Origin of the sequence: Brevibacterium permense (assembly GCF_013280495.1) — a bacterium.
Classification (GTDB): domain Bacteria; phylum Actinomycetota; class Actinomycetes; order Actinomycetales; family Brevibacteriaceae; genus Brevibacterium; species Brevibacterium permense.
The window spans coordinates 1-22,921 of record NZ_JABSSX010000002.1 but is presented as its reverse complement, the minus strand read 5'-3'; the positions used below and the strand labels follow the sequence as shown (position 1 = coordinate 22,921).

The window sequence follows — 22,921 nt, the reverse complement described above, 5'->3', positions numbered from 1 at the left end:
TTGAACCAGGGCATTCCGTGCTCCGGCTTTACCCCCAGAAGGGCGCTACCCGGCTATTCTGTCTCGCCTGCAGTAGGCCAGTCACAGTCTGTTCGGTACATGATAGGCGCACCAACAGTGCTCGTGCCCAACTCAATTCCCGCTCCGCTCGCTGCATTCCACAATCTGCAACGTTAGGTTCCTCAGACTTGGTGCCTAACGGCTGCCCACCCTGTCAATGCATTCTGAGGAACGCGCAGAGACATGCCATGTGCTCCGCCGCGTCTATGTCCTCGGTTCTTCATAGCCCTCACGATCGGTCCGGCCTCGGAGATCCTGATCTGTCTGGAAGAACTCAACCTATCTTCTGTTCCGATTTCATTATGGTTCAGGAATGGACGAATCTGTGGAAGGTGCCTATTTCGAGATTCGGTCGAGTTCCTCCGCAGAAGACATTCCGAACCTCGCTTCAGTGAATATTCGCTTCTGTGGGGTCCATCAGTCGTGTGTGCGGGAGCCACTGAGCTGATTATTGGATAGTGCTCTTGGGGGCCACTAGTGGTGTGCTTGGGGGCCACCGCGCTTAGGCTCCTTCCGTCGCGTGTATACGGCACGCGACGGAAGGAGACCATTCATGGTACGAAAGATCAGAGCCAAGTTGGTGCTGCAACTACGCGCAGACGGACTGTCCGCGCGAGCAATAGCGGCATCACAGGGCATGTCGCGAAAGTCCGTGGCCGCGGTACTCGAGGCCGCAGATGCGGCCGGGCTAGGTTGGGACGACGTCAAGGCCGGCACAGACGACGAGGTCTATGGCCTGGTTTTCCCAGGTCGTGGTCAGCATCACAGTGTGTTCGCTCAGCCGGACTGGGAGCAGGTCCACAAAGAGCTCGCCCGTGTCGGGGTGACGCTGAAGCTACTGCACAGCGAGTACGCCGACGACTGCGCGGCTACGGGGACGCCGGCAATGGGCTACGACCGTTTCTGCCGGACCTATCAGCGTCATGTCCTCGTCACCGGAGCCGCGTCCAGGGTCGGGCACAAGGCGGCACAGACGATCGAGGTTGACTGGTCAGGACCGACGATGCAGCTACATGAGCCGACCACCGGCACGACGAGACCGGTGTACTTGTTCGTCGGCTGCTTGCCATTCAGTCGGTACGCGTTCGTCGAACCTGCCTTGGACATGAAGCAGGACACCTGGCTGCGGGCGCATGTGGCTATGTTCGAAGCCTTCGGCGGATCGAGTCCACGAATCGTGCCGGACAACCTCAAGACCGGGGTACTCAAGCATCCCCGCGAGGGCGAGATCGTCCTCAACGACGCCTACCGAGAGATGGCCGCGCATTACCGTGCGGCGGTGCTGCCAGGCAGGATCCGGGCGCCGAAAGACAAAGCCAGCGTGGAGAACACGGTCTCCCACGTCGCGACCTGGATCATCGCCGGACTCCGGCAGCATCGGTTCCAGACGCTGCCGGAACTTCGGGCAGCGATCATTAAGCGGGTGGCCGACTACAACGCGGAACCGTTCCAGAAGCGGCCAGGCTCCCGAGCCAGTGTGTTCGCCGCTGATGAGCAGCCGTTGCTCACGCCCCTGCCGCAGGTGCCCTACGAGATCAGTCAGTGGGTCTATGGGCGGCGGGTGGCTCGCAACGGGCACGTGAGCTGGCAGCGCAATTACTACTCGGTCCCGTTCGCGCATATCGGCACGAAAGTCGATCTGCGGATCACTGACCGGGTGCTCGAGGCCTACCAGGGCACCGAGCGGCTGAGCAGTCACCTGCTGCTGCCCGAGGGCGCGGCCAATGAGTATCGGACCAACGACGCTGATCTGCCCACCGGCGAGAAGTATCAGCCGTGGGATACCCCGAGGGTGCGGGAGTGGGCCGAGCGCATCGGACCTTCTGCTCTCGTAGTCGTCAATAGGATCTTCGAGTCCGTGCCGATCGACGCGCAGGGACTCGATGCCGCACTGGCGGTGCTGCGACTGTCGCGACGCTTTTCGGCAGATCGGGTGGAAGCGGCCTGCCGGATCGGCCTGGCTGGCCCGATTCGGTCCCCGCGGTATGCCCACTTATAGCCGATCCTTGCCACTGGGCAGGACAAGACCGGGTCGGTGCGGCCGCCACGAGAAGAACACGTCGAGCATGGCGGATTGGTCCGCGGCGCGTCTTACTACGCAGAAGGAGGCGCGAAATGAGCCAGATCGATACCGAGACCAAGCGCAAGCTGCGCGAGATGGGCGCGGGAACGCTGCTGGAGGCCCTGGACAGTGAGGACGAGGGTCTGGTGCTGGGAATGAGCTTCGATGACCGGTTGCGGCTGGTCGTCGATGAAGCTCATTCGGCGTTCAACCATGCCAAGGTCGAGGGTCTGATCAGGCGGGCCGGGCTGCGTTACCCGCAAGCAGACCTGCGCCGAGTGGATCGAGTCGACGAACGTGGTTTGGATCGCCACGTCCTTGCCCAGCTGGGCACGTGTTCGTTCATCGAGCGTCAGCAGAACGTGGTGTTCCAGGGCTTCACCGGTTCCGGGAAGTCCTATTTGGGGTGCGCGTTGGCCAAGCAGGCTTGTCAGCATCGAATCCGAGCCCATTACATTCGGATGCCCGATCTTGAAGAAGCGTGGGCGATGGTGAAGGACAAACCGCAGGGGACGACGAAATTCCTCCGCAAATACGCTGCCTTCACGTTGTTAGTCATTGATGAGTGGCTACTCGATCATCCGGATGAGTCGATGCGCAGCATGCTGTTGGAGTTGCTGGAGCGTCGCTATGATGCCACGTCGACAGTGTTCTGTACTCAGTACGCGAAGAAGGACTGGCACCAACGACTCGGATCCGGGGTCCACGCCGATGCGATCATGGATCGCATCGTGCATAACACCATCTGGGTCGATACCGGCACTCACAATATGCGAGAACAGGCAATATTGGACCAGTAGGAAAGTAGGTGGTGGGGGCCGGTGGCCCCCACCGCCACCATCCCTGGCCCCCAAAGGCAATATCGATGGTCCCCAAAGGCAATATCGGGTGGCCTTCAAACCTTCGAATACTCACTTCAGAGCTTCGGCAGCTATCTCAGCGCCGCCCAACTCGGTCCGCAACCTACGGTTCTCTGCTCTCAACACGACCGATTCGGGTAAGCTGATGAGTCACCCCGGAGATAATCGAGGCTGGCAGATATCGAAGCCATTGCATGCCGAGGTGACTCTTGGCACCCTGCACACGCGGGTCTGCCAGCGTCGAAGAACCGGCAGCGGCCTGTCCGGACCGGAGCATCGCTCGAATGGCGTGGTCCAATATCGGGTGATTCGAATTACGGGGCCTCGGCCGACTAAGATTCCGTCACGACTGCCGGGTCCAGGGGTGATTCAAACGGTAACGTTTTCGCCGAGATACTGAACTCACTTTACAAAGTCGACCAGATCCGGAGCAGAGTTTCGTGTATTGGCATTGATGCTATCGAGATCGCCAAAGCGTTGTAGATGGACAGTCTCACCTCGTACAGTTCACAAAGAGCACTCGGCGGGGCCAATCCCTATGACTTTCGAGTAGGACTATGTCATTTCGATGCCACGGGCTTCGCAACGCGAGCGCGGACCGATGTACTTCAGGTGGAAAAGACGCCATCGACCGCGGAGGCTAGGCAATCCGCGCGGACGTAGCGGTCGACGATGACTGCGAGTTACTGCCGATCAGTCAGCTTGCTGCCGAGAGACCGTATCGGCTTGCCGCCGCTGCGTGTGAGCTTCAGAAGTCAACCGATTCAGTGTTGCTTGTGCAATCTGTCATGATCGTTCAGACTCAAGAGATACTCATTGTAAGAATCCATTGCCGCGTCCTCGCTGGACTGTTTGATTTTGTGTGATTTCTGTTCCTGCGCAAACCAGCGAGCCAGGCAGATAATCAGCACAAGGAACAATGGCATTTCGGCGTAAGTCCACAGAAGCGCACCAGCAACTGCTTGGTCGTACACGGGATCGATTCCATTAGTCGCCACTGCATACTGATCGAATATGGGCCGTCCGATTCGCAGGAAGGTCAGTCCGAGTACGGCGTGAATCTGAAGTTCGATTGCAATGTCAATGAATCGAGAGGGGAAGGATTGCACTCGAGGCAGCGGATCAACCGACCAAAGTGGAACAGCGGCGAGGATTCCGCCGAAAAGGAACATCGCCAGAAGAGCGTCCATTCCAGCGCGCGTCGACACGAATGTGCTGACCGCGTCGCTCAGGTACAGAGCGGGAAATGCCAGAAGCGCTATAACGATTGGCACTGCGGGATGGAGCAAACTGCTTGTCCATTTCGAACGTAGGCCGCCGATCCCCACCCGGAGGATGAAACTGCCGAATCTACCGTGTGGCATCGACCGAAGGAGCAGCACACCGGGAGCTCCGGTAAGCAGAAGCGGGGGGACCATAGTCATTAAGGTGATCTGCTGAAACATCAGTGCGGTCAGCGAATGCGGCGCAGCTGCGTTCACTCCCAAAGTCGCTACTAGGAATGCGATAACGCAACCCAAGACAAAGGAAAGCACGCGGGCCGGATTCCAAAATCGACGTTGAGACCACAGCCTGAATGTACCTGCCAGATAGAGCGCACACAGAACCGCGGAAAGAGCAGCGATGATCCATGACGCAGAAGTGAAGTCGAAACGGAGCCAAAGCGGCACCTGTTGCACCAAGTCAGCAGCGTCGTTCACTGTTCCTCGTCTTTCAATTGGCCCTGGTGATGCCAGTATAGGCTCAACCAAGTCGAACTCAGAAATCAGGTACAGAAACATAGCCGACACAGTGAAGCCACGAAAAGGACTTATCTGTCATGCCCCAAAAGAAGTACCCATAAGGCTTCGTAAGAGAGCAGACCGCAGCATGGTCCTTCTCGAAACCGATCCTGTTGCCCGACGCGGCAGCGTCTGCCATATCGACGAACAGCTCTCTACACGATCCCGGAATTGTTCTCCGGTGCCGATCGAACGACTGTCGAGAGACCTCGGACTGCACCGTATAGGGCCGTCCACGGCTTCGAACACCGAGAGGTCAGAGCAGTGTGACCGATTGCATTGATCGGTACTTCGCCACTTTCGCTACTGACCGGTGGTAGGAGCCTGACATCACCTATGTGCACGCATCCGCCGGGTGGGTCTACTTCGCGTTCGTCACCGACATGTTCGATCGCGAGATCGTCGGCTGGCAGGAATCGAGGTCAGTGCACACCGAGTCGGCTCCTGATGCCCTGCAGAAGGGGATCTATCAGAGTCGAGGTCCCAGTGGCGACCTGTGCGGGCTGGTACAGCACTCGGATCGCGGAGGCCAGTATCGGGCAATCCGCCATGACGATGCCCTGACCGAACAACTCGCCGTCGCGTCTGCCGGATCGAGGGGCGATTCAGACGATAGCGTCTTGCGAAGCCTCGAACTCGCTGTATAGGCTGAGTGGATACGGAATAGCAACCCGTGGAAAGGCATTGATCATGTCGGGCTCGCCACGGCGGAGCGGGCGCACTGGTCCACCACCTATTGACCACACGGTGCGCTAGGAGCAGCGACTCCCACAGCGTTCCGAGCTGACCCTCACAGCACGATGCCACGGACCGCGTAACTCGTGTGAGAGTCATGAACTCCAAGTAGAAGACTCTCCATCAAACCTGGGGCTAGACAAACTCGTCGGCGCAGATGTAGCAGTCGCGGGGCGAAATCCTGGCATCCATCGAGGAACTGGTCCAGTCGCATCCGCGTTTCGAGCTCCAAACGTCGATGCCGGCGGACGGCGTCAGGGCTACTGCGAGGATTCTGACCGAGATCGTGGGTAAGGACTTCGAATCAGCCGGACACCTATCATCGTATGCCGGACTGGCACCGACTTCGCAGCGGTCAGGGGCCGCGGCGACCATACGTCCCGCTGGACCAACAAGTTCCCCAAACGAGCCTTGTTCCTGTCCGCGTTCGCGGCACTGAATGACCCGTTGTCGACGGCGTCTACCTCCACACCCCCGAGGCGGTGCCAGCTGCCTGAGCAGTCCTGTCGCGAGGTACCTGATCAATTCGGGAGTAGGACCCCGATCCGATTACCCCTGCCATCGAGTCCGACTCGAAACTTTCGAAGAATCACACCGATGCCTCATGAATCAAGGCATAGGGGCACCTCCACAAAAGCGTGGACCTCGAAGACTGTACAGCCCGCGCGCCTTAGTCTCAACCCCTGAAGAAGCGAGAAGCCTGTCGATTCCGGAGCGAAAGGCACCGTGGCCCGAACTCTATGCAAGTTCGGGCCACGTGGGCGAATCAATTGTCAGTTGTTTCCGTTCACGGCGACAACTTCAGTGAGCGAAGTCACCGCGGTCATGTTCATAGGTAAGGCCGACGAGTGCGACGATACCGAGCACAACACCGAACGGAACGATCCACCAGCCCATAGCGAATCCGTAAAACGACACTGCAGCCGCACCCGCGCTGACGATCGGCCACCAGCTCCACGGACTGAAGAATCCGTAGTCAGCGTCGGCGTCGGAGATCTCCGCGTCGTCGTTGTCCTGAGGTTGGCGCCCGACGCGACGATCTGTCAGCCAAAGATAGACGCCGATCATCAGGGCCATCAGCCCGACAAGGAGGAGTGCCGGGAATCCGACGAGTTCGCTGAAGTCGGTGAAGAAGCCGTAGAAGATACCGACTGCGATGAAGAACAGGCCGCAGAGGTTGAAGAGGTAGATCGATGACTTCATTTGGCGTTGTCTCCTCCGGGCAAGGTACTTTCCTGCCTATGTCCGCTGTACTCAAGCAACTCGGGGTGATTGAGGTCGAAGGCAGGCCGTTCAGAACGAATTCGAGGCAATGAGGTGAAGTTATGCCGCGGGGGCGGACAAGAGGTGGCCCACTCCAGGGATCCGCCATAGCCCCACGGATCATCGACTGTAACCTTCGGAGCGTTGCGATGGGTGATCCAGACATTCCAGAAGAATGGGACCATAGAAAGACCCAACAGCAGCGAACCGACCGTCGATACCTGATTCATCCATGTGAAGCCGTCCTGCGGAAGGTAATCGGCATAGCGACGCGGCATACCGTCGGCGCCCAGCCAGTGCTGCACGAGGAAAGTTCCGTGGAATCCGATGAACAGCATCCAGAAATGAATGTGACCAAGCTTTTCGTTGAGCATTTTGCCCGTCCACTTCGGCCACCAGAAGTAGAAGCCTGCGAACATCGCGAACACGACGGTGCCGAATACGACGTAGTGGAAGTGAGCAACGACGAAATAGGTGTCGGAGACCTGCTGGTCGAGCGCAGGACTCGCCAGAATGACGCCGGTGAGTCCGCCGAAGAGGAAGGTAGCCATGAAGCCGATAGACCACACGATCGGAGTTTCGAATGTGATCGAACCCCGCCACATTGTGCCGATCCAGTTGAAGAACTTCACCCCTGTCGGGATAGCGATAAGCATTGTCATAAAGGCGAAGAACGGCAATGCGACAACACCTGTGACATACATATGGTGAGCCCAGACTGTCACAGAAAGAGCCGCGATGGTGATGGTCGCGAAGACGAGCTCCTTGTACCCGAAGACCGGCTTTCGGCTGAACACCGGGAAGATTTCGGTCACGATACCGAAGAACGGCAACGCGATGACGTATACCTCCGGGTGGCCGAAGAACCAGAACAGGTGCTGCCAAAGTATCGGCCCACCGTTTCCGGGACTGAAGACATTCGATCCCAGAATCCTGTCTGAAGCGAGCACCAGCAACGCGGCTGCCAGGGGCTGGAAAGCCATGAGCACGAGAATCGCGGTGATGAGTACGTTCCAGCAGAAAATCGGCATGCGGAACATCGTCATACCCGGAGCACGCATCGTAATGATAGTGGCGATGAAGTTGACCGATCCGAGGATCGTTCCGAACCCTTGCAACGCAAGTCCGAGAACCCACAAGTTGCCGCCGGCTCCTGGAGTGAAGGTCGTATTGCTCAGGGGCGCATAGGCCGTCCAGCCGAATGATGCCGCACCCTGCGGCGTGAGGAACCCGGAGAGAGCCACGAGGCTGCCGAAGAGGAACATCCAGAATGCGAAGGCATTCAAGCGTGGGAACGCCACATCCGGGGCGCCGATCTGCAACGGCATGATGACGTTGGCGAAGCCGGCGAACAGCGGTGTGGCGAACATCAGAAGCATCAGGGTGCCGTGCATGGTGAACAGCTGGTTGTACTGTTCTTTGGTTTCCACGATCTGCATACCGGGCTCAAAGAGCTCGAGGCGGATGATGAGCGCCATCACCCCGCCGACGCAGAAGAAGAAGAACGAACCGATGAGGTACATGTACCCGATCGTCTTATGGTCAGTCGACGTGATCCAGTCGACGATGATCCGGCCCTTGCTCCGGGGCACAGCCGGAACGTCAAGCGCCGCTTGATTCATCGTGGCAGTCATTTCTCAGCACCTTCTTTCGGGTACCAGTTGCGATCGTACTCCGAACCCAGCTGGCCTGTGTTGCCCTGATCGGCAAGCGACTGTGTGTACTCCTGGTACTCCGCCTTGGATACGACCTTCACATTGAACAGCATCTCCGAGTGGTACTCACCGCACAGTTCGGCACACTTGCCGACGTACTCGCCTTCCTTCTCCGCACGCAAGTGCAGACTCTGGTCGCGCCCGGGAATCATATCGCGCTTCTCGAGGAACGCAGGAACCCAGAAAGAATGAATGACATCACGAGAATGCAGGCGGATCTCCAGGTCGGTGTCGACGGGAAGATATAGGGTCGGCACCTTCTTTGCTGGCTCCGGAGTGCCATCGAGTTCGACCTGTTTGCTGCCGTAGTAGACGTTCTCGGTCTCGTAGTTGAAATCCCACGCCCACTGCTTGGCAGCGACTTCGATGACCTGCTCACCGGGAGTCCTGTCGTCGACGGTCTTTTCCATAACCTGGACGTTCTGGAAGAAGAATCCGAGCACGAGAATGATCGGAGTCACAGTGAAGAGGATTTCAATCGGCATGCTGTAGCGCAACTGCACTGGCAGTCCACGATCATTCTTGCGGCGGCGATAGGCGACCATCGCCCACAGCATGAGGCCCCACACGATGATTCCGACGATGAGAAGCGCGATCCAACCGCCGTTCCACAGCGCTGTATAGGCGTCCGTGTGGTTCGTAGCGCCTTTCGATTCGACGGGGAAAAATCCCGTGGCGATCTGCTCTTTGGTGCAACCCGATAGCAGTACCGGTATCAATACTGCGCTCAGAATGCCGAGCCGCTTCGCCCAGGACCGCTGCGGTCCTGACTGATTCGGAGAATCCACGTGCAGCCTTTCACAACGTTCTGCGTCTCCAGGTCAGACCGAGAGACGTGTACTTACTCTGTCACCTACAAGACTACCGCTACACGCGGTAGAAATTCACCTGCAGATGTTCATTTGTTGAGAATATCCTGACAGATGCGGCCCCTGAGCGCGGAATCTAGGTGCGCGGAGTATTCGAGGCCGCTGATCTCCGACACGCCGAGCGTGGACAAATGTGATGTCTGCCACTGAGTGTCAATGAGCCAGCCCCCCGGTCCGGTGTCCTCATCCGCCGAGTTCGCCCCGCGATGTCGGCTGTCGACGTCGACGCCGTCGAAGAGTCCGACGAGGTGGGCCAGCGCGGCCTTCGAGGCGTCCCGCTGAGTGTGAAACATCGATTCGCCGGCGAAGAACGATCCGATGGCGACTCCGTAGAGTCCGCCGACCAGTTCGTCCTCGTTCCATACCTCTACCGAATGGGCCCACCCGTCGTCGTGGAGGCCCTGGTAGAGCTCGATCATCTCCTCGGTGATCCAGCTGCCCGTCCGCGCTGGGTCGGCACACGAGCGGATGACGTGCATGAAGGCGCGGTTGGTGGTGAAGGTGAAGTGCTTCATCGATTTGCGCAGGCTCTTCGTCACGCGCAGGTCACCGGGAAACAGAACTCCACGTCGTCGTGGCGCCCACCATCCCATCCGACCGGTGCCCCCGTGGCCGACCCCCATGGGGAAGAGTCCGGCCCGATACGACAAAAGGACCTGGGGCTGCGTTGCCGTATATGACACGGCACGCAGATCCTCCAGGTCCATGAGAAGCGCTCCTCCTCAGCCGAGGCTGATCAGTGGAACGAGTCTCCGCAGGCGCAGGATCCGCCGGCGTTGGGGTTGTCGATAGTGAAGCCCTGCTTCTCGATGGTGTCGGAGAAGTCGATGGTCGAACCGCTGAGGTAGGGAACGCTCATCCGGTCGACGATGACCTCGACGCCGTCGAAGTCGCGGACTGCGTCTCCGTCGAGGAAACGCTCATCGAAATAGAGCTGATAGATCAGTCCGGAACATCCGCCGGGCTGGACAGCCACGCGCAGGCGCAGGTCGTCACGACCTTCCTGTTCCAGCAGGCTGCGGACCTTGTCGGCAGCGGTCGACGACAGCTCCACCTCGTGGGTGGCTTCTGCTTTTTCGGTCACAGTCATGGTTACTCCTTTTCGCGTTCCTGTCCCCAGGCTACACCGGTGTCAACATCGGTGCCGTGCAAGCTATTCCCCGCTCGTGTCATCCTCTTTCGCCGAGGCGCTGCAGCAGCAGGGCTTCTGCGACGATCGCGGCCCTGAAGTCGGGCAGGTACAGCGATTCGTTGGCACTGTGGGCTCGGGCGTCCGGGTCTTCGACACCCGTGACGAGGATCGACGCGCTGGGGAACACCTCGAGCAGATCGGCGATGAAGGGGATGGAGCCGCCGATGCCCATCGTCACCGATTCGGTGCCCCAGGCATCGGTGAGTGCCTGTCGGGCGGTCTGGACCACGGGGTCGTTCTCATCGGCCTGCCAAGGGCTGCCGCCTTCGGTCTCACCGATGCTCAGCTGCGCACCGAAGGGCAGGTTCGCCCGCAGATGGTCTTCGACGGCCCTGACCGCCGAGTCGGGGGTGTCGCCGGGTGCGAGGCGGATGGAAAGTTTGGCCTTCAGCGAGGACTGCAGGGTGTTCGAGGAGACCGCCACATCGGGGATGTCGAGGCCGATGACGGTGATCGACGGCTGGGTCCACAGACGGGAGGCCAAGGTGCCTGCGCCGATGAGCTCGGTCTCCGCGAGCACTCCGGAGTCGGTGCGCAGAGTCGCCTCGTCGTAGTCGATGTCCGTGTCCGTGGCCGAGTGCAGTCCGGCGACAGCAACGGAGCCGTTGTCGTCGTGGAGGGTGGCCAGCAGCTTCGTCATCGCGAGCATCGCATCCGGTGCCACTCCCCCGTACATTCCCGAGTGCACGGCGTGGTCGAGAGTGGAGACCTCGAATTCGACGGCGCACATTCCGCGCAGGCTCGTCGTCAGTGCCGGGGTCCCCGCGGCCCAGTTGCCGGAGTCGGCGACGACGATGACATCGGCGCGCAGACGATCCCGGTAGGTCTCGAGGAAATTGCGGAAGCTCGGGCTGCCAGCTTCTTCCTCGCCTTCGAAGAACAGAGTCACACCCACACCGAGGCGGTCGGCCAGCAGCCGCAGAGCCGTGAGATGGACCATGATCCCGGCTTTGTCATCGGCGGCTCCGCGTCCGAAGAGACGATCGCCCCTGCGGGTGGCGACGAACGGTTCGGTGTCCCAGTCCTCGGCGCGTCCGGGCGGCTGGACGTCGTGGTGGGCGTAGAGGAGGACGGTCGGGGCGCCTTCGGGCGCCGGCACGGAGGCCACGACGGCCGGGTATCCAGGGGTTCCGTCGGGCTGGTCGGCGCTGAGGATGTCGACGTCGAGGCCGAGGTCGCTGGCCATGCCGGCGACCGCCTCGGCGCTGGCCGTGACATTCGCGGCGTCGAAGCTCGGCCAGGCGACGGAGGGGATGGCGACGAGATCCGTGAGATTGCCGAGGACCTCGTCGAAGATGGTGTCCAGTTCGGCATGCAATTGTGCACTGTCAAGTGCTGAAGTCGATTCGCTCATTCTCCAAAGGTAGTATTCATCTCGTGTTCGGAAGCAAAAAATCTCGCGCGGAGAACGAAACCTCTGCCTCTCAGCCAGTCCATGACGACCTCTCCGCAGAAGCCGACGCCCGTCGCGATGCGGAAGCGAAGAAGGGACGGCCCACGCCCAAGCGCAGCCAACAGGAGTCTGCGCGCCGTCAGCCCTTGGTGAACAAGGATCGCAAGGTTGCGAACAGACAAGCCAAGGAACAGCAGCGGCAGGAGCGTGATCGCGCGCGCATCGGCATGATGAACGGTGAGGAGAAGTACCTCACCCGCCGTGACAAAGGACCTCAGCGTCGGTACATCCGCGACTACATCGATGCTCGCTTCTCGATCGGCGAGATCTTCATCCCCGCCGCGATCCTCATCCTCGTCATCGCCTTCACCCAGCCGGTGCAGATTCAGCAGTACTTCACCTATGCGGTCTGGGGACTCATCGCGCTGATCGTCCTCGACGGGTTCGTGCTCAGCTACATCCTGAAGAACCGACTGCGCAGTAAGTTCGGCGAAGTCGAACGGGGAATCACCTTCTATGCCGTCATGCGCAGCATCCAGCTGCGTCCGCTGCGCATGCCCAAGCCGCAGGTCAAGAGGCGTCAGTACCCCGAGTGAGCAGTCGGCTCGACTCGAGGCCGCGGACGATGCGGCCGGGGAAGAACGGACCGGAGTAGATCATCTCCGAATAGACCTGAACCAGATCGGCGCCCGTGGCCACTCGTGCCCGGGCGTCTTTCGCATCCGCGACTCCCCCGACGGAGATGACGGTGAGCTCATCGCCCACATGCTTCTTCACCAGACGCAGCACTTCGAGCGAGCGTTCGGCCACGGGGCGTCCGGAGATTCCACCGGCCTGGCCTTCGGCGAACTTCGCCTCGGCGCCGGTCAGCACGGACCGGTCGATCGTCGTGTTCGTCGTGATGAGTCCGTCGACTCCGGTGCGCAGAGCGAGGTCGCAGATCTCGATCACATCCTCGTCGGCCAGGTCCGGAGCGATCTTGACGAGCAGGGGCACATGTCCCAGCGTCGAGCGCGGACTGTCCGCCACCTCGGCGGCGGTGTCGCGGACTGCCGTGATGATCGGCTCCAGGCTGCTCGCGGACTGCAGATCACGCAGACCCGGGGTGTTCGGTGAACTGACATTGATCACGAGGTAGTCGGCCAAGGGAGCCAGCGCACGCGTCGAGGCGGCGTAATCGGACACTGCATCGGCTGCCTCGACGACCTTCGTCTTGCCGATGTTGATGCCCACGATCGGGCGCAGCCGCTGCGGGAGGGCGTCGATCTTGGTCCGTTCGGCGGCGATGTTGAACGAAGCCTGGCGAGCTCCGTCATTGTTGAACCCCATCCGGTTGAGAAGGGCGAGGTTCTTCCGCAGACGGAACAGCCGGGGCTGATCATTGCCCGGCTGGGCGTGGGCGGTGATCGTTCCGACCTCGATATGGCCGAAGCCCAGCGACGACAGCGCACGGATGCCGACGCCGTTCTTGTCGAACCCGGCGGCCAGGCCGACGCGATTGGCGAAGGGCAGTCCCATCACCTCGACGGGCCGGACGGTGCCGCGGGCGCAGACGAAGCGGAGCAGACGCCCGAGCAGGGGGATGGAGTCAAGGAGCCGCAGGGCGGTGAACGAGAGGTGATGGGCCCGTTCGGCATCCATCGGAACGAAGAGAAGTCTGAAGATCAATGAGTACACGGAGTCAAGAATATGTCAGAGATCCTCGGCGCTTCAGCAGGCGCCGGCTTCACCGCGTCAGCAGGTGCCGGCTTCACTGCTTCAGCAAGTCGACGTGTTTGGCATTAGGATCGAATCAACGTTCAAAGTCGACTGAAAGGGAACTCATGGCTGGTGCATCCACCCTCAGCAGCTACTCCACGACCTCACCGGTGAAGGCCACCGCCTCCGTTCTGGTGCTGGCGGCAGCGGACTCGATGGTCCTCGGGTTCGAAGGGGCGAAAGCGGCGAAGACCGCCCTCGACGAAGCCGCTCGCGCCATCGGGTTCAGCGGAAAGGCCGGATCCACCGCTCGTGTTCCCGCTCCGAAGGGTGTCGCCGCCGACTCCGTCCTGCTCGTGGGACTCGGCGACTTCGATCCCGATGACTCCGATGTCGCCGCAGCTGCTGAATCGCTGCGCCGAGGCGCAGGTGCCGCTCTGCGCGCACTCGACGGTGCCGAGTCGGTCGCACTGGCCCTGCCCGCCGCTACTCCGGCCGAGGTCGAAGCAGTCACAGTAGGCGCCGGACTCGGTGCGTACCGCTTCCTCGACTACCGCAGCGAAGGCAGGACTCCGGGCGAGATCACCGTCATCGGCCCCAAGGGCAAGACCTTCGCCGCGGCCCATGACGCCGGTGAGGTGATCGCGGCTGCGACGAACAGAGCTCGCGATCTCGTCAACACTCCCCCACTCGATCTCTACCCCGAGTCCTACGCCGAGATCGTCAAGGGCCAGGCCAAGGACCGCAAGCTCAAGGTCACAGTGCTCGGCGAGAAGGAGCTCAAGGCCGGAGGCTACGGCGGAATCATCGGCGTCGGCCAGGGTTCGACCCGCGGACCCCGCCTCGTCAAGGTCGAATACGCACCTCGCGGCGCCAAGCGCCATCTCAGCTTCGTCGGCAAGGGAATCACCTTCGACTCCGGCGGCATTTCACTCAAGCCCGCGAAGAGCATGGAGGACATGAAGTCCGATATGGCCGGTTCCGCGGCCGTCGTACAGGCGCTCTTCGGCATCGCCGACCTCAAACTGCCCGTGCGGGTCACCGCGTGGCTGCCGATGGCGGAGAACATGCCCGGATCTTCGGCACAGCGCCCCAGCGACGTGCTGAAGATGCGCAGCGGCAAGACCGTCGAGGTCACGAACACCGATGCCGAGGGCCGACTCGTCCTCGCCGATGCACTCACCGACGCCGGGGCAGAGAACCCGGATCTGCTCATCGATGTGGCCACACTCACCGGCGCTCAGATCGTCGCACTCGGCGAACGCACCTCCGGTGTCATGGGCTCCGAGGCCGCACGGGCAGAGGTCATCGCCTCGGCGTCCGTGGCCGGTGAGCAGATGTGGGCGATGCCGATCCCCGAGGAGATGCTCTCCGGGTTCGACTCCACCGCCGCCGATCTCACGAACTCAGGACCGCGTCCCGGCGGCATGCTCGCCGCTGCCGCGTTCCTGCGGGAGTTCGTCGGTGAGGATGCGAACTGGGCGCATATCGATATCGCCGGACCGAGCTTCAACGGGTCGGCACCCTTCGGCTACACGCCGAAGGCCGCGACCGGAGCCGCGGTGCGCACCCTCATCGAAATCGCGAAGGCGAAGGCCTGAGCCCGGTGGTTCTACACGCTGTCGAGATGAACGTGATCATGCCCACCTGTGTCCAATCAGACAGCGTTTTTCTTCGCCCCGGGCAAGAAAAGTGGAAAGATAAGACAGAAAGCTGCGTACTGCAGGCTTATTCACAGCTACGAGGAGAAATCCGTGAGTGACGAATTGACCTACGACCTTGTCGTTCTGGGTGGCGGAACCGGTGGCTATGCCGCTGCTCTGCGAGCCGCAGAGCTCGACATGAAGGTCGCTTTGATCGAACGCGACAAGGTGGGAGGCACCTGCCTGCACCGTGGCTGCGTGCCGACGAAGGCTTTTCTGCACGCCGCAGAAGTCGCCGACACCGCCAAGAACTCCGAGACCTTCGGCATCGAAGCCGAGTTCAAGGGGATCGACATCGCCAAGGTGCTCGAGTACAAGGACGGGGTCATCACCCGCAACTACAAGGGTCTGCAGGGTCTGGTCAAGGCTCGCGGAATCGACACCTACTTCGGCACCGGCAAGCTCGTCGGCAAAGACACCGTCGAGGTCACCGGCGAAGACGGCAACCACACCGTCAAAGGCACGAACGTTCTGCTCTCGACCGGTTCGACATCGAAGACCATCGGACTCGAGGTCACCGACCGCGTGATCACGAGCACCGAGGCTCTCCAGCTCGACAAGGTCCCGAACTCGGCCATCGTGCTCGGCGGCGGCGTCATCGGCGTCGAGTTCGCCAGCGTCTGGAACTCCTTCGGAGCCGACGTCACGATCGTCGAAGGCCTCAAGCACCTCGTTGCCAACGAGGACGAGACCATCTCGAAGAACCTCGAACGCGCTTTCAAGAAGCGCAAGATCAAGTTCAAGCTCGGCGTCATGTTCAAGGGCGTCGAAGAGACTGCCGACGGGGTCAAGGTCACTCTCGAAGACGGTTCGACGCTCGAGGCGGAGTACCTCCTCGTCGCCGTCGGCCGCGGCCCGGTCACCGAGGGCTTCGGCTTCGAAGAGCAGGGCATCCCGATGGATCGCGGATTCGTCCTGGCCAACGAACGTCTCCACACCGGCGTCGGGAACATCTACGCCTGCGGCGATATCGTCCCCGGACTCCAGCTGGCCCACCGCGCCTTCGGTCAGGGCATCTTCATCGCCGAGGAGATCGCCGGCCTCAACCCGGCACCGGTCGTCGAATCCGGCATCCCGCGCGTGACCTACTGCGAACCGGAGATCTTCTCCGTCGGACTCTCCTCCGCACAGGCGGAAGAGAAGTACGGCAAGGATCAGGTCGAAGCTCTCGAGTACAACCTCGGCGGCAACGGCAAGTCCGTGATCCTGAACACGACAGGTCTGATCAAGGTCGTCAGGGAAAAAGACGGTCCGGTCGTGGGCGTGCACGGTATCGGCGCGCGCCTGTCCGAGCAGGCCGGTGAAGCTCAGCTCATCGTCAATTGGGAAGCATTCCCCGAGGAAGTCGCGCAGCTCATCCATGCGCACCCCACGCAGAACGAAGCACTCGGCGAGGCCCACCTGGCCCTGGCCGGCAAACCCCTGCACTTCCACTCATAAGATCCGAGGAGACGAATACTCATGTCGAATTCCGTTCAGATGCCGGCTCTCGGAGAGTCGGTCACCGAGGGCACTGTCACTCGCTGGCTCAAGGAAGTGGGCGAAGAAGTCGAGGTAGACGAGCCGTTGCTCGAGGTGTCGACCGACAAGGTCGACACTGAGATCCCGAGCCCCTACGCGGGCACCCTCGAGAAGATCCTGGCCGAAGAAGATGATGTGGTCGAGGTCGGCGGCGACCTCGCCTACATCGGCGACGGCAGCGGCGCTTCATCCGACGACGAGGAACCCGCCGAGGAGCCTGCAGTGGCCCCGGCCGAAGAGCCTGCAGAGGCCCCGGCCGAAGAAGCACCTGCCCAAGAGGCACCGGCGGCCGAAGAGGCCCCGGCCGAGGAGTCGGCACCTGCCGCTTCGGATTCCGGATCCTCCGAAGGCACCGAGATCACGATGCCCGCGCTCGGCGAATCCGTCACCGAGGGCACCGTGACCCGGTGGCTCAAGGAGGTCGGTGAAGAGGTCGAGGTCGACGAACCGCTCCTCGAGGTCTCCACCGACAAGGTCGACACCGAGGTCCCCTCCCCCGTTGCCGGAGTCGTTCAGGCTCACCTGGCGGACGAGGACGACACCGTCGAGGTCGGCGCGCCTCTGGCCCGCATCGGTTCCGGTGCCCCGGCCGAATCCGCACCAGCTGAGGAAGCGCCCAAGGAAGAGGCCCCCGCCGAGGAAGCTCCGAAGGAGGAAGCCCCCGCCGAGGAGGCCCCGAAGCAGGAGGCCCCGAAGCAGGAGTCGGCTCCCAAGCCGGCCGCAGACGCGTCGGCGCAGTCGGCTTCTGCCGCTCAGGCCGAAGAGCCGGTGGAGGCCGCTGCACAGGCCCCTGCCGCCGCCGACACCGTCGGCGAGAACGCTGCCTACGTCACTCCCCTCGTGCGCCGTCTGGCCCGCGAGAAGGGTGTCGACCTCTCGCAGGTCACCGGCACCGGAGTGGGCGGACGCATCCGCAAGCAGGATGTCGAGTCGGCCGCGAAGAACGGCCCTGCTGCCGCTCCAGCGGCAGACGCGGGCGCATCGGCCGGAGCTCCGAAGGCTCCGTTCAAGGTTGAGATCCCCGAGGAGGCTGCGAAGCTGCGCGGCACCACGGAGAAGGCTTCGCGTATCCGCCAGACCATCGCCAAGCGCATGAGCGAGTCCCTCGACGTCTCCGCTCAGCTCACGCAGGTCATCGAAGTGGATATGTCTCGCGTCGTCAAACTGCGCAAGGCCAACAAGGAGGCATTCCAGGCCAAGCACGGTTCGAAGCTGACCTACCTGCCGTTCTTCGCCAAGGCCATCGTCGAAGCGCTTCAGGTGCACCCGAAGGTCAACGCCCAGTATGATCTCGAGTCGCAGCAGATCACCTACTTCGATCACGAGCACCTGGCCGTCGCGGTCGACACCCCGCGCGGACTGCTCGTGCCCGTGATCAAGGATGCCGGTGACCTCAGCGTCGCAGGTCTGTCGAAGGCCATCGACGATGTCGCTGACCGGACCCGCAACAACAAGATCATGCCGGACGAGCTGTCGGGCGGAACCTTCACGGTGACCAACATCGGTTCCGTCGGGGCGCTGTTCGACACGCCGATCATCAACCAGCCGCAGATGGGCATCATCGGCACGGGCGCGATCGTCCGCCGTCCCATCGCCGTGAAGACGGCCGACGGTGATGAGGCGATCGCGATCCGCGACATGGTGTACCTGCCGTTGACCTACAACCACCAGCTGGTCGACGGTGCGGATGCAGGACGATTCCTGCAGACCATCAAGGCACGTCTGGAAGAAGGCAACTTCGAGGCCGATCTCGACCTCTGAGCCTGACCGACCGACACACCGTTTCGAGGGGCCGACCATTCGTGGTCGGCCCCTCGTGCCATTCACCGCGTCGTCGCCTCCCGGACCTCCGCTACGAGCCATGCCCCCTCGACTCTGTGCAGTTCGAATTCGACGGTCTGCTCGGCGAACTCCACCAGGTCGGCCCCGGTGCCTCCGCTCGACCTCATGAGCGCCGAGGCGACCACCCGGTCATCGTCGGCGGCGACGATGACCACGTCCTCGACATCGATCGAATAGTCGGAGTCGGCATACGTCGAAAGATCGATGAGCTCATCGGCTGCTGCGGCGGCCGACTCGGGCACCGTCAGCGCCTTCAGAGCCGCCTCGTCGCCATTGCTGAGAGCTGCTGCGCGTGACTCACACAGTTCCTCGAGGACGGCGGTCACGTCGTCTGCGCTCGGCGTCGACGTCGCTTCGGGTGACCGGTCCGCCCCCTCGGCGGACGACGCCTCTTCTCCGCTCACGGCCGAGGTGGACGACCATGAGGACCAGACGACTATTCCGCCGAGTACCGTCAGGCACACGGCGACGCCGATGAACAGAGTTCTGCGCCCGAACGCCCGCTGCAGGTCCACCGCCAGCAGGCGGGTCCACAGGGAGTCCACGGAGTCCAGCAGCGATGTCATCAATACCCTTCGGCCAACTGCGCGCCTGCGTTCGCGTCTCGAACGTCGCGAGCTCTTCGCATCGGCGCGCAGCGGAGTCACTCCGCCCCCGCGCAGAGGAGGAGCCGATGCGCTGAGCGTCGAATCGATGTCCTCCTCGGATCGCCGGTGCGGTCTGAGCCCGGTTGCCACGCGCAGTCGAGCTGTGAGGGCCGATTCCGGCGACGTTCCGCTCTCGGCAGGCACCAGCGGCAGCGCAGCCGGACGGTCGAGTGCACGAAGAGAACCGGCCGCCTCGGCGAGAGCGCCGCCCAAGCCGATATCGGACGCCGCATCGTCCAAGAGACCTGCGACGAGCGATCGCAGAGCCGACGATGACTCAGACAGCGCGAGTTCGACGGGAAGCAGAACCTCGGCCCACGGTCGCCCGTAGACGGCGTGATAGATCATCTCTCCCACCGCACGGCGCGGTGTCGTCGCCATGGGCGCCGAGACTCCGGGAATGATGACCGGTCGACCGTGGGCGTCGAGGGAGAACGCGGAAAGAGTGAGCCGATCCTCTGGCCGCGCGCACGTCGTGAGCTCCTCGATGATGCCCAGGAACAGGGTGCACAGCTCGGCCTCGGTCAGTCCCTGATAGGCGCGGATCACGTCGAGGACGAGCCCACCGGGCGAAGCGGGGACGATGAGAAGGGAACGGGCGCCGTTCGGGAGAGCCACCTCGGTGAGGGCGAGAACACGGGGATCGTCGGCATCGAAATCTTTGTGCACGACGCCCCACGCACTGCGACCGTCGGAATCGACGACGCGATGGATATCATCCGCGATCGTTGCTTGGAACTCCCATGTCATGGTTCGTCATCTCCGTTGATGATGATAAGTCACATTTGGTGTTGTTTAATGATGCTCGCCGCTGTCGCTATGTGTCAAGGGCCACAGCGTCGGTGGCGGCCGCCAGATGTGATTGGAAACAAATTGAACACCGGGGACAAGAGTCATAGTGTGGAGCCATGCCCCTGGCCACAGAAACGCTCGGGTTCGCCCCTGTCCTCTCGGACTATCGGCAGACTTGGGAATTGCAGAAGAGATACCACGATGAAGTGCTCGCAGGTGACCGTCAATCGACGATGCTGCTCCTCGAGCATTCTCCGGTCTATACGGCCGGCAAGCGCACCGAGGACTTCGAACGACCGACCGACGGCACCGATGTCATCGACGTCGACCGCGGCGGGAAGATCACCTGGCACGGCCCCGGACAGCTGGTCGCCTACTTCATCTACAAACTTAACGACCCCAAAGAGGTCCGACTCTTCGTGTCCCAACTCGAGGACGCGATGATCCGACTGCTCTCCGAATACGAGATCGAAGCGACCACGATCGAGGGCCGTGCCGGTGTCTGGCTGCGCGGCGACGAACTCCGTCGTGACCGTAAGATCGGTGCTATCGGCATCCGCATCCACGAAGGCGTGACGATGCACGGCCTGGCCCTCAACTGCAGCAACGACCTCGGCGCCTATGAGTCCATCGTCCCGTGTGGCATTACAGACGCCGACACCACGTCCATCAGTGCTGAGCTCGGTCGCACAGTCACTCCCGAAGATGTGGCATCGCGACTCGACGAAATCCTGCACGAGACCATCACCGCTTAGGAGAACTCAGATGACGATTGCACCAGAGGGCCGCCGCATGCTCCGCGTCGAAGCCCGCAACTCCGAGACACCCATCGAGGACAAGCCGGCCTGGATCAAGGCGAAGGCCCATATCGGCCCCGAATACACCGCGCTGAAGTCGCTCGTGCGCAAGCGGGACCTGCACACTGTCTGCGAAGAGGCTGGCTGCCCGAATATCTTCGAATGTTGGGAGGATCGCGAAGCGACCTTCCTCATCGGCGGCGAACAGTGCACCCGACGCTGTGACTTCTGTCAGATCGATACCGGCCGACCGGCCGAATTCGATGCTGACGAGCCTCGCCGGGTGGCCGCCTCGGTGGCGGAGATGGGTCTGCGCTACTCGACGATCACCGGCGTGGCTCGCGATGACCTCGAAGACGGCGGCGCCTGGCTCTATGCCGAGACCGTGCGCCAGATCCACGACCTCTCGTATGTCGACGGACGCGGCACCGGCGTCGAGCTGCTCATCCCTGATTTCAATGCCAAGCCGGATCAGCTCGCCGAGGTGTTCTCCTCCCGCCCCGAAGTGCTCGCGCACAATGTCGAAACGGTTCCGCGCATCTTCAAGCGCATCCGTCCCGCATTCCGCTACGAACGATCGCTGTCGGTGATCACTCAGGCCCGCGAAGCCGGCCTGGTCACGAAATCGAACCTCATCCTCGGGATGGGTGAGACGAATGACGAGATCATCTCCGCGTTGCAGGACCTCCACGATGCCGGCTGCGACCTCATCACCATCACGCAGTACCTGCGTCCCTCTCCCCGGCACCATCCCGTGACCCGGTGGGTCAAGCCCGCCGACTTCGTGATGCTGCGCGATGCTGCAGAGGAGATCGGCTTCCTCGGTGTCATGTCGGGTCCGCTCGTACGTTCGTCGTACCGTGCCGGCCGCCTGTGGGCCACAGCCATGCGCCGCCGCGGGGAGGAGATCCCCTCGCATCTGGCGCACCTGGACAAGCACACGCCCGCCAAGCAGGAGGCGCAGGCCGTTGTGGATACCTTCGGCCCCGGCGAAGAGGTAGACTTGACTGCTGAGCAATGAGCGTCGGCCTCCCCCTGATTACCGGAGGCGACGCCGCAACGCCCCTCAAGAGCAAGTGAGAGAATGAGCGAAGAACCGCGTATGGGACTCTTCCGGCGCAAGCCAAAGGATCCGAACAAGAAGCCCGGCCGACTGGCGCAGATGCGTCAGGTCTACGAGCTGTCCGCCAAACACAACAAAGCGACCCCGTGGCTGCTGGCTGCGGCGATCCTCGGATGCACGCTCATCGGTCTGCTGATCGGTCTGCTCATCGGCGGCACCACCGCGATCTTCACGACGATCCTCGGTTTCATGGTCGGTCTGCTGTTGGGCATGTTCATGCTCGGCCGCTTCGCCGAGACCGCCGCATTCGCTCAGATGGACGGACAGCCCGGAGCCTTCGGCGCTGTTCTCAACACGGCCCGTCGCGGGTACCTCATGGATGAGAAGCCGATCGCCGTCGATCCGAAGAGCCGTGACCTCGTGTTCCGGTCGACCGGTCGTGCCGGCGTCGTGCTGCTGAGCGAAGGTCCGAAGGGACGCAGCGCGAAACTGCTGGCCAAGGAGAAGAAGCGCCACGAACGCATCCTCCCCAATGTTCCGGTGCACACCTTCCAGGGCGGCAAGGAAGAGGGCCAGTTGGCGATGAAGCAGGTCGTTCCGGCCGTGCAGAAGCTGCCGCGCAAGCTCAACCGCGCCGAGGTCCTGGCCGTGCGCAATCGTCTGGCTGCTCTCGGGACGCAGGGCACCCGCCCGCCGATCCCGAAGGGCATCGACCCGAACAAGGCCCGCCCGAACCACAAGGCGATGCGCGGACGCTGACCCGCAGCCCCTCAGCGAAGGCACGAGCCCTTCAGCCGAGGCAAGGAGAAGCGGCGCCGACTCAACGAGAGTCGGCGCCCCATCCCCTTACCCACATAATACCAGACCGCGGCCCCCCCACCACGGGCCGGGGGGCGGGGGCCCCCGGGGGGGGGGAATGGAGGGGCAG

18 protein-coding genes and 2 pseudogenes are annotated in these 22,921 nt (G+C 62.1%); 11 read left to right on the top strand and 9 right to left on the bottom strand.

Features of this window, described 5'->3' with window-relative positions; all coding sequences use genetic code 11:
- Positions 1-613 precede the first annotated feature (613 nt).
- Positions 614-2,179 (top strand): annotated as a pseudogene (istA, locus tag HK353_RS02940) (IS21 family transposase).
- The gene (locus HK353_RS02935; RefSeq protein ID WP_131248702.1) at positions 2,176-2,922 is read left to right on the top strand and encodes an ATP-binding protein; all 747 of its coding nucleotides are present in this window, start codon (positions 2,176-2,178) and stop codon (positions 2,920-2,922) included. Before istA ends, HK353_RS02935 begins: the two are co-directional and overlap by 4 nt.
- An 824-nt stretch (positions 2,923-3,746) precedes the next feature.
- On the opposite strand, the gene HK353_RS02930 is transcribed toward HK353_RS02935, so the two are convergent.
- Positions 3,747-4,682 carry a cytochrome c oxidase assembly protein gene (locus tag HK353_RS02930; RefSeq protein ID WP_025778321.1) on the bottom strand — a complete coding sequence of 312 codons (936 nt, stop codon included), beginning with the start codon at positions 4,680-4,682 and terminating at the stop codon, positions 3,747-3,749.
- A gap of 419 nt (positions 4,683-5,101) precedes the next feature.
- On the opposite strand from HK353_RS02930, the gene HK353_RS17535 reads away from it, so the two are divergent.
- Both HK353_RS17535 and HK353_RS17530 read left to right on the top strand, forming a co-directional pair.
- Positions 5,102-5,410, top strand: a complete 309-nt coding sequence (locus HK353_RS17535) for a DDE-type integrase/transposase/recombinase (RefSeq protein ID WP_051505182.1) — start codon at positions 5,102-5,104, stop codon at positions 5,408-5,410.
- 281 nt (positions 5,411-5,691) lie between these two features.
- A pseudogene (locus tag HK353_RS17530) lies at positions 5,692-5,957 on the top strand (transposase); the annotation flags it as partial.
- A 342-nt stretch (positions 5,958-6,299) separates the two neighbouring features.
- Here the strand turns inward: HK353_RS17530 and HK353_RS02920 are convergent.
- From HK353_RS02920 to HK353_RS02895, 6 genes are all read right to left on the bottom strand, one after another.
- Positions 6,300-6,701: a cytochrome c oxidase subunit 4 gene (locus tag HK353_RS02920; protein WP_173152161.1), complete on the bottom strand. Its 402-nt coding sequence runs from the start codon at positions 6,699-6,701 to the stop codon at positions 6,300-6,302.
- Complete coding sequence (gene ctaD / locus HK353_RS02915; protein ID WP_173152159.1) at positions 6,698-8,395, bottom strand: aa3-type cytochrome oxidase subunit I; 1,698 nt, start codon at positions 8,393-8,395, stop codon at positions 6,698-6,700. Before ctaD ends, HK353_RS02920 begins: the two co-directional genes overlap by 4 nt.
- Positions 8,392-9,264 carry an aa3-type cytochrome oxidase subunit II gene (gene ctaC, locus HK353_RS02910; RefSeq protein WP_082819349.1) on the bottom strand — a complete coding sequence of 291 codons (873 nt, stop codon included), beginning with the start codon at positions 9,262-9,264 and terminating at the stop codon, positions 8,392-8,394. The genes ctaD and ctaC overlap by 4 nt, the downstream gene beginning before the upstream one ends.
- Positions 9,265-9,374: 110 nt before the next feature.
- Positions 9,375-10,052, bottom strand: coding sequence for a leucyl/phenylalanyl-tRNA--protein transferase (gene aat / locus HK353_RS02905; RefSeq protein WP_173152157.1), 678 nt, complete (start codon positions 10,050-10,052; stop codon positions 9,375-9,377).
- A gap of 29 nt (positions 10,053-10,081) precedes the next feature.
- On the bottom strand, positions 10,082-10,435 hold the full coding sequence (locus tag HK353_RS02900; RefSeq protein ID WP_025778316.1) for a HesB/IscA family protein: 354 nt from the start codon (positions 10,433-10,435) through the stop codon (positions 10,082-10,084).
- Positions 10,436-10,514: 79 nt separating this feature from the next.
- On the bottom strand, positions 10,515-11,891 hold the full coding sequence (locus tag HK353_RS02895) for a dipeptidase (RefSeq protein WP_173152155.1): 1,377 nt from the start codon (positions 11,889-11,891) through the stop codon (positions 10,515-10,517).
- A gap of 23 nt (positions 11,892-11,914) precedes the next feature.
- On the opposite strand from HK353_RS02895, the gene HK353_RS02890 reads away from it, so the two are divergent.
- A complete protein-coding gene (locus HK353_RS02890) occupies positions 11,915-12,526 on the top strand; it encodes a DUF3043 domain-containing protein (protein WP_173152153.1) in 612 nt (203 codons plus the stop codon).
- Here HK353_RS02890 and HK353_RS02885 read toward each other — a convergent pair.
- Positions 12,501-13,607, bottom strand: a complete 1,107-nt coding sequence (locus tag HK353_RS02885; protein WP_173152151.1) for a quinone-dependent dihydroorotate dehydrogenase — start codon at positions 13,605-13,607, stop codon at positions 12,501-12,503. The two genes, HK353_RS02890 and HK353_RS02885, sit on opposite strands and share 26 nt — an antisense overlap.
- Positions 13,608-13,753: 146 nt before the next feature.
- Between HK353_RS02885 and HK353_RS02880 the strand changes: the two genes are divergently transcribed.
- The 3 genes from HK353_RS02880 (at position 13,754) to sucB (ending at position 18,613) form a co-directional block, all read left to right on the top strand.
- Positions 13,754-15,229, top strand: a complete 1,476-nt coding sequence (locus tag HK353_RS02880) for a leucyl aminopeptidase (RefSeq protein ID WP_173152149.1) — start codon at positions 13,754-13,756, stop codon at positions 15,227-15,229.
- A gap of 153 nt (positions 15,230-15,382) precedes the next feature.
- Positions 15,383-16,771 carry a dihydrolipoyl dehydrogenase gene (lpdA, locus tag HK353_RS02875; protein WP_173152147.1) on the top strand — a complete coding sequence of 463 codons (1,389 nt, stop codon included), beginning with the start codon at positions 15,383-15,385 and terminating at the stop codon, positions 16,769-16,771.
- Positions 16,772-16,792: 21 nt separating this feature from the next.
- A complete protein-coding gene (sucB, locus tag HK353_RS02870) occupies positions 16,793-18,613 on the top strand; it encodes a 2-oxoglutarate dehydrogenase, E2 component, dihydrolipoamide succinyltransferase (protein ID WP_173152145.1) in 1,821 nt (606 codons plus the stop codon).
- Between the two features lie 62 nt (positions 18,614-18,675).
- On the opposite strand, the gene HK353_RS02865 is transcribed toward sucB, so the two are convergent.
- Positions 18,676-20,091 carry a hypothetical protein gene (locus HK353_RS02865; protein ID WP_173152143.1) on the bottom strand — a complete coding sequence of 472 codons (1,416 nt, stop codon included), beginning with the start codon at positions 20,089-20,091 and terminating at the stop codon, positions 18,676-18,678.
- A 158-nt stretch (positions 20,092-20,249) separates the two neighbouring features.
- On the opposite strand from HK353_RS02865, the gene lipB reads away from it, so the two are divergent.
- From lipB to HK353_RS02850, 3 genes are all read left to right on the top strand, one after another.
- The gene (gene lipB, locus HK353_RS02860; protein ID WP_173152141.1) at positions 20,250-20,888 is read left to right on the top strand and encodes a lipoyl(octanoyl) transferase LipB; all 639 of its coding nucleotides are present in this window, start codon (positions 20,250-20,252) and stop codon (positions 20,886-20,888) included.
- 10 nt (positions 20,889-20,898) lie between these two features.
- Positions 20,899-21,951 carry a lipoyl synthase gene (gene lipA / locus HK353_RS02855; protein ID WP_173152139.1) on the top strand — a complete coding sequence of 351 codons (1,053 nt, stop codon included), beginning with the start codon at positions 20,899-20,901 and terminating at the stop codon, positions 21,949-21,951.
- A 63-nt stretch (positions 21,952-22,014) separates the two neighbouring features.
- Entirely contained in the window at positions 22,015-22,752 is a 738-nt protein-coding gene (locus HK353_RS02850) for a DUF4191 domain-containing protein (RefSeq protein ID WP_173152137.1), read from the top strand.
- Positions 22,753-22,921: the final 169 nt, after the last annotated feature.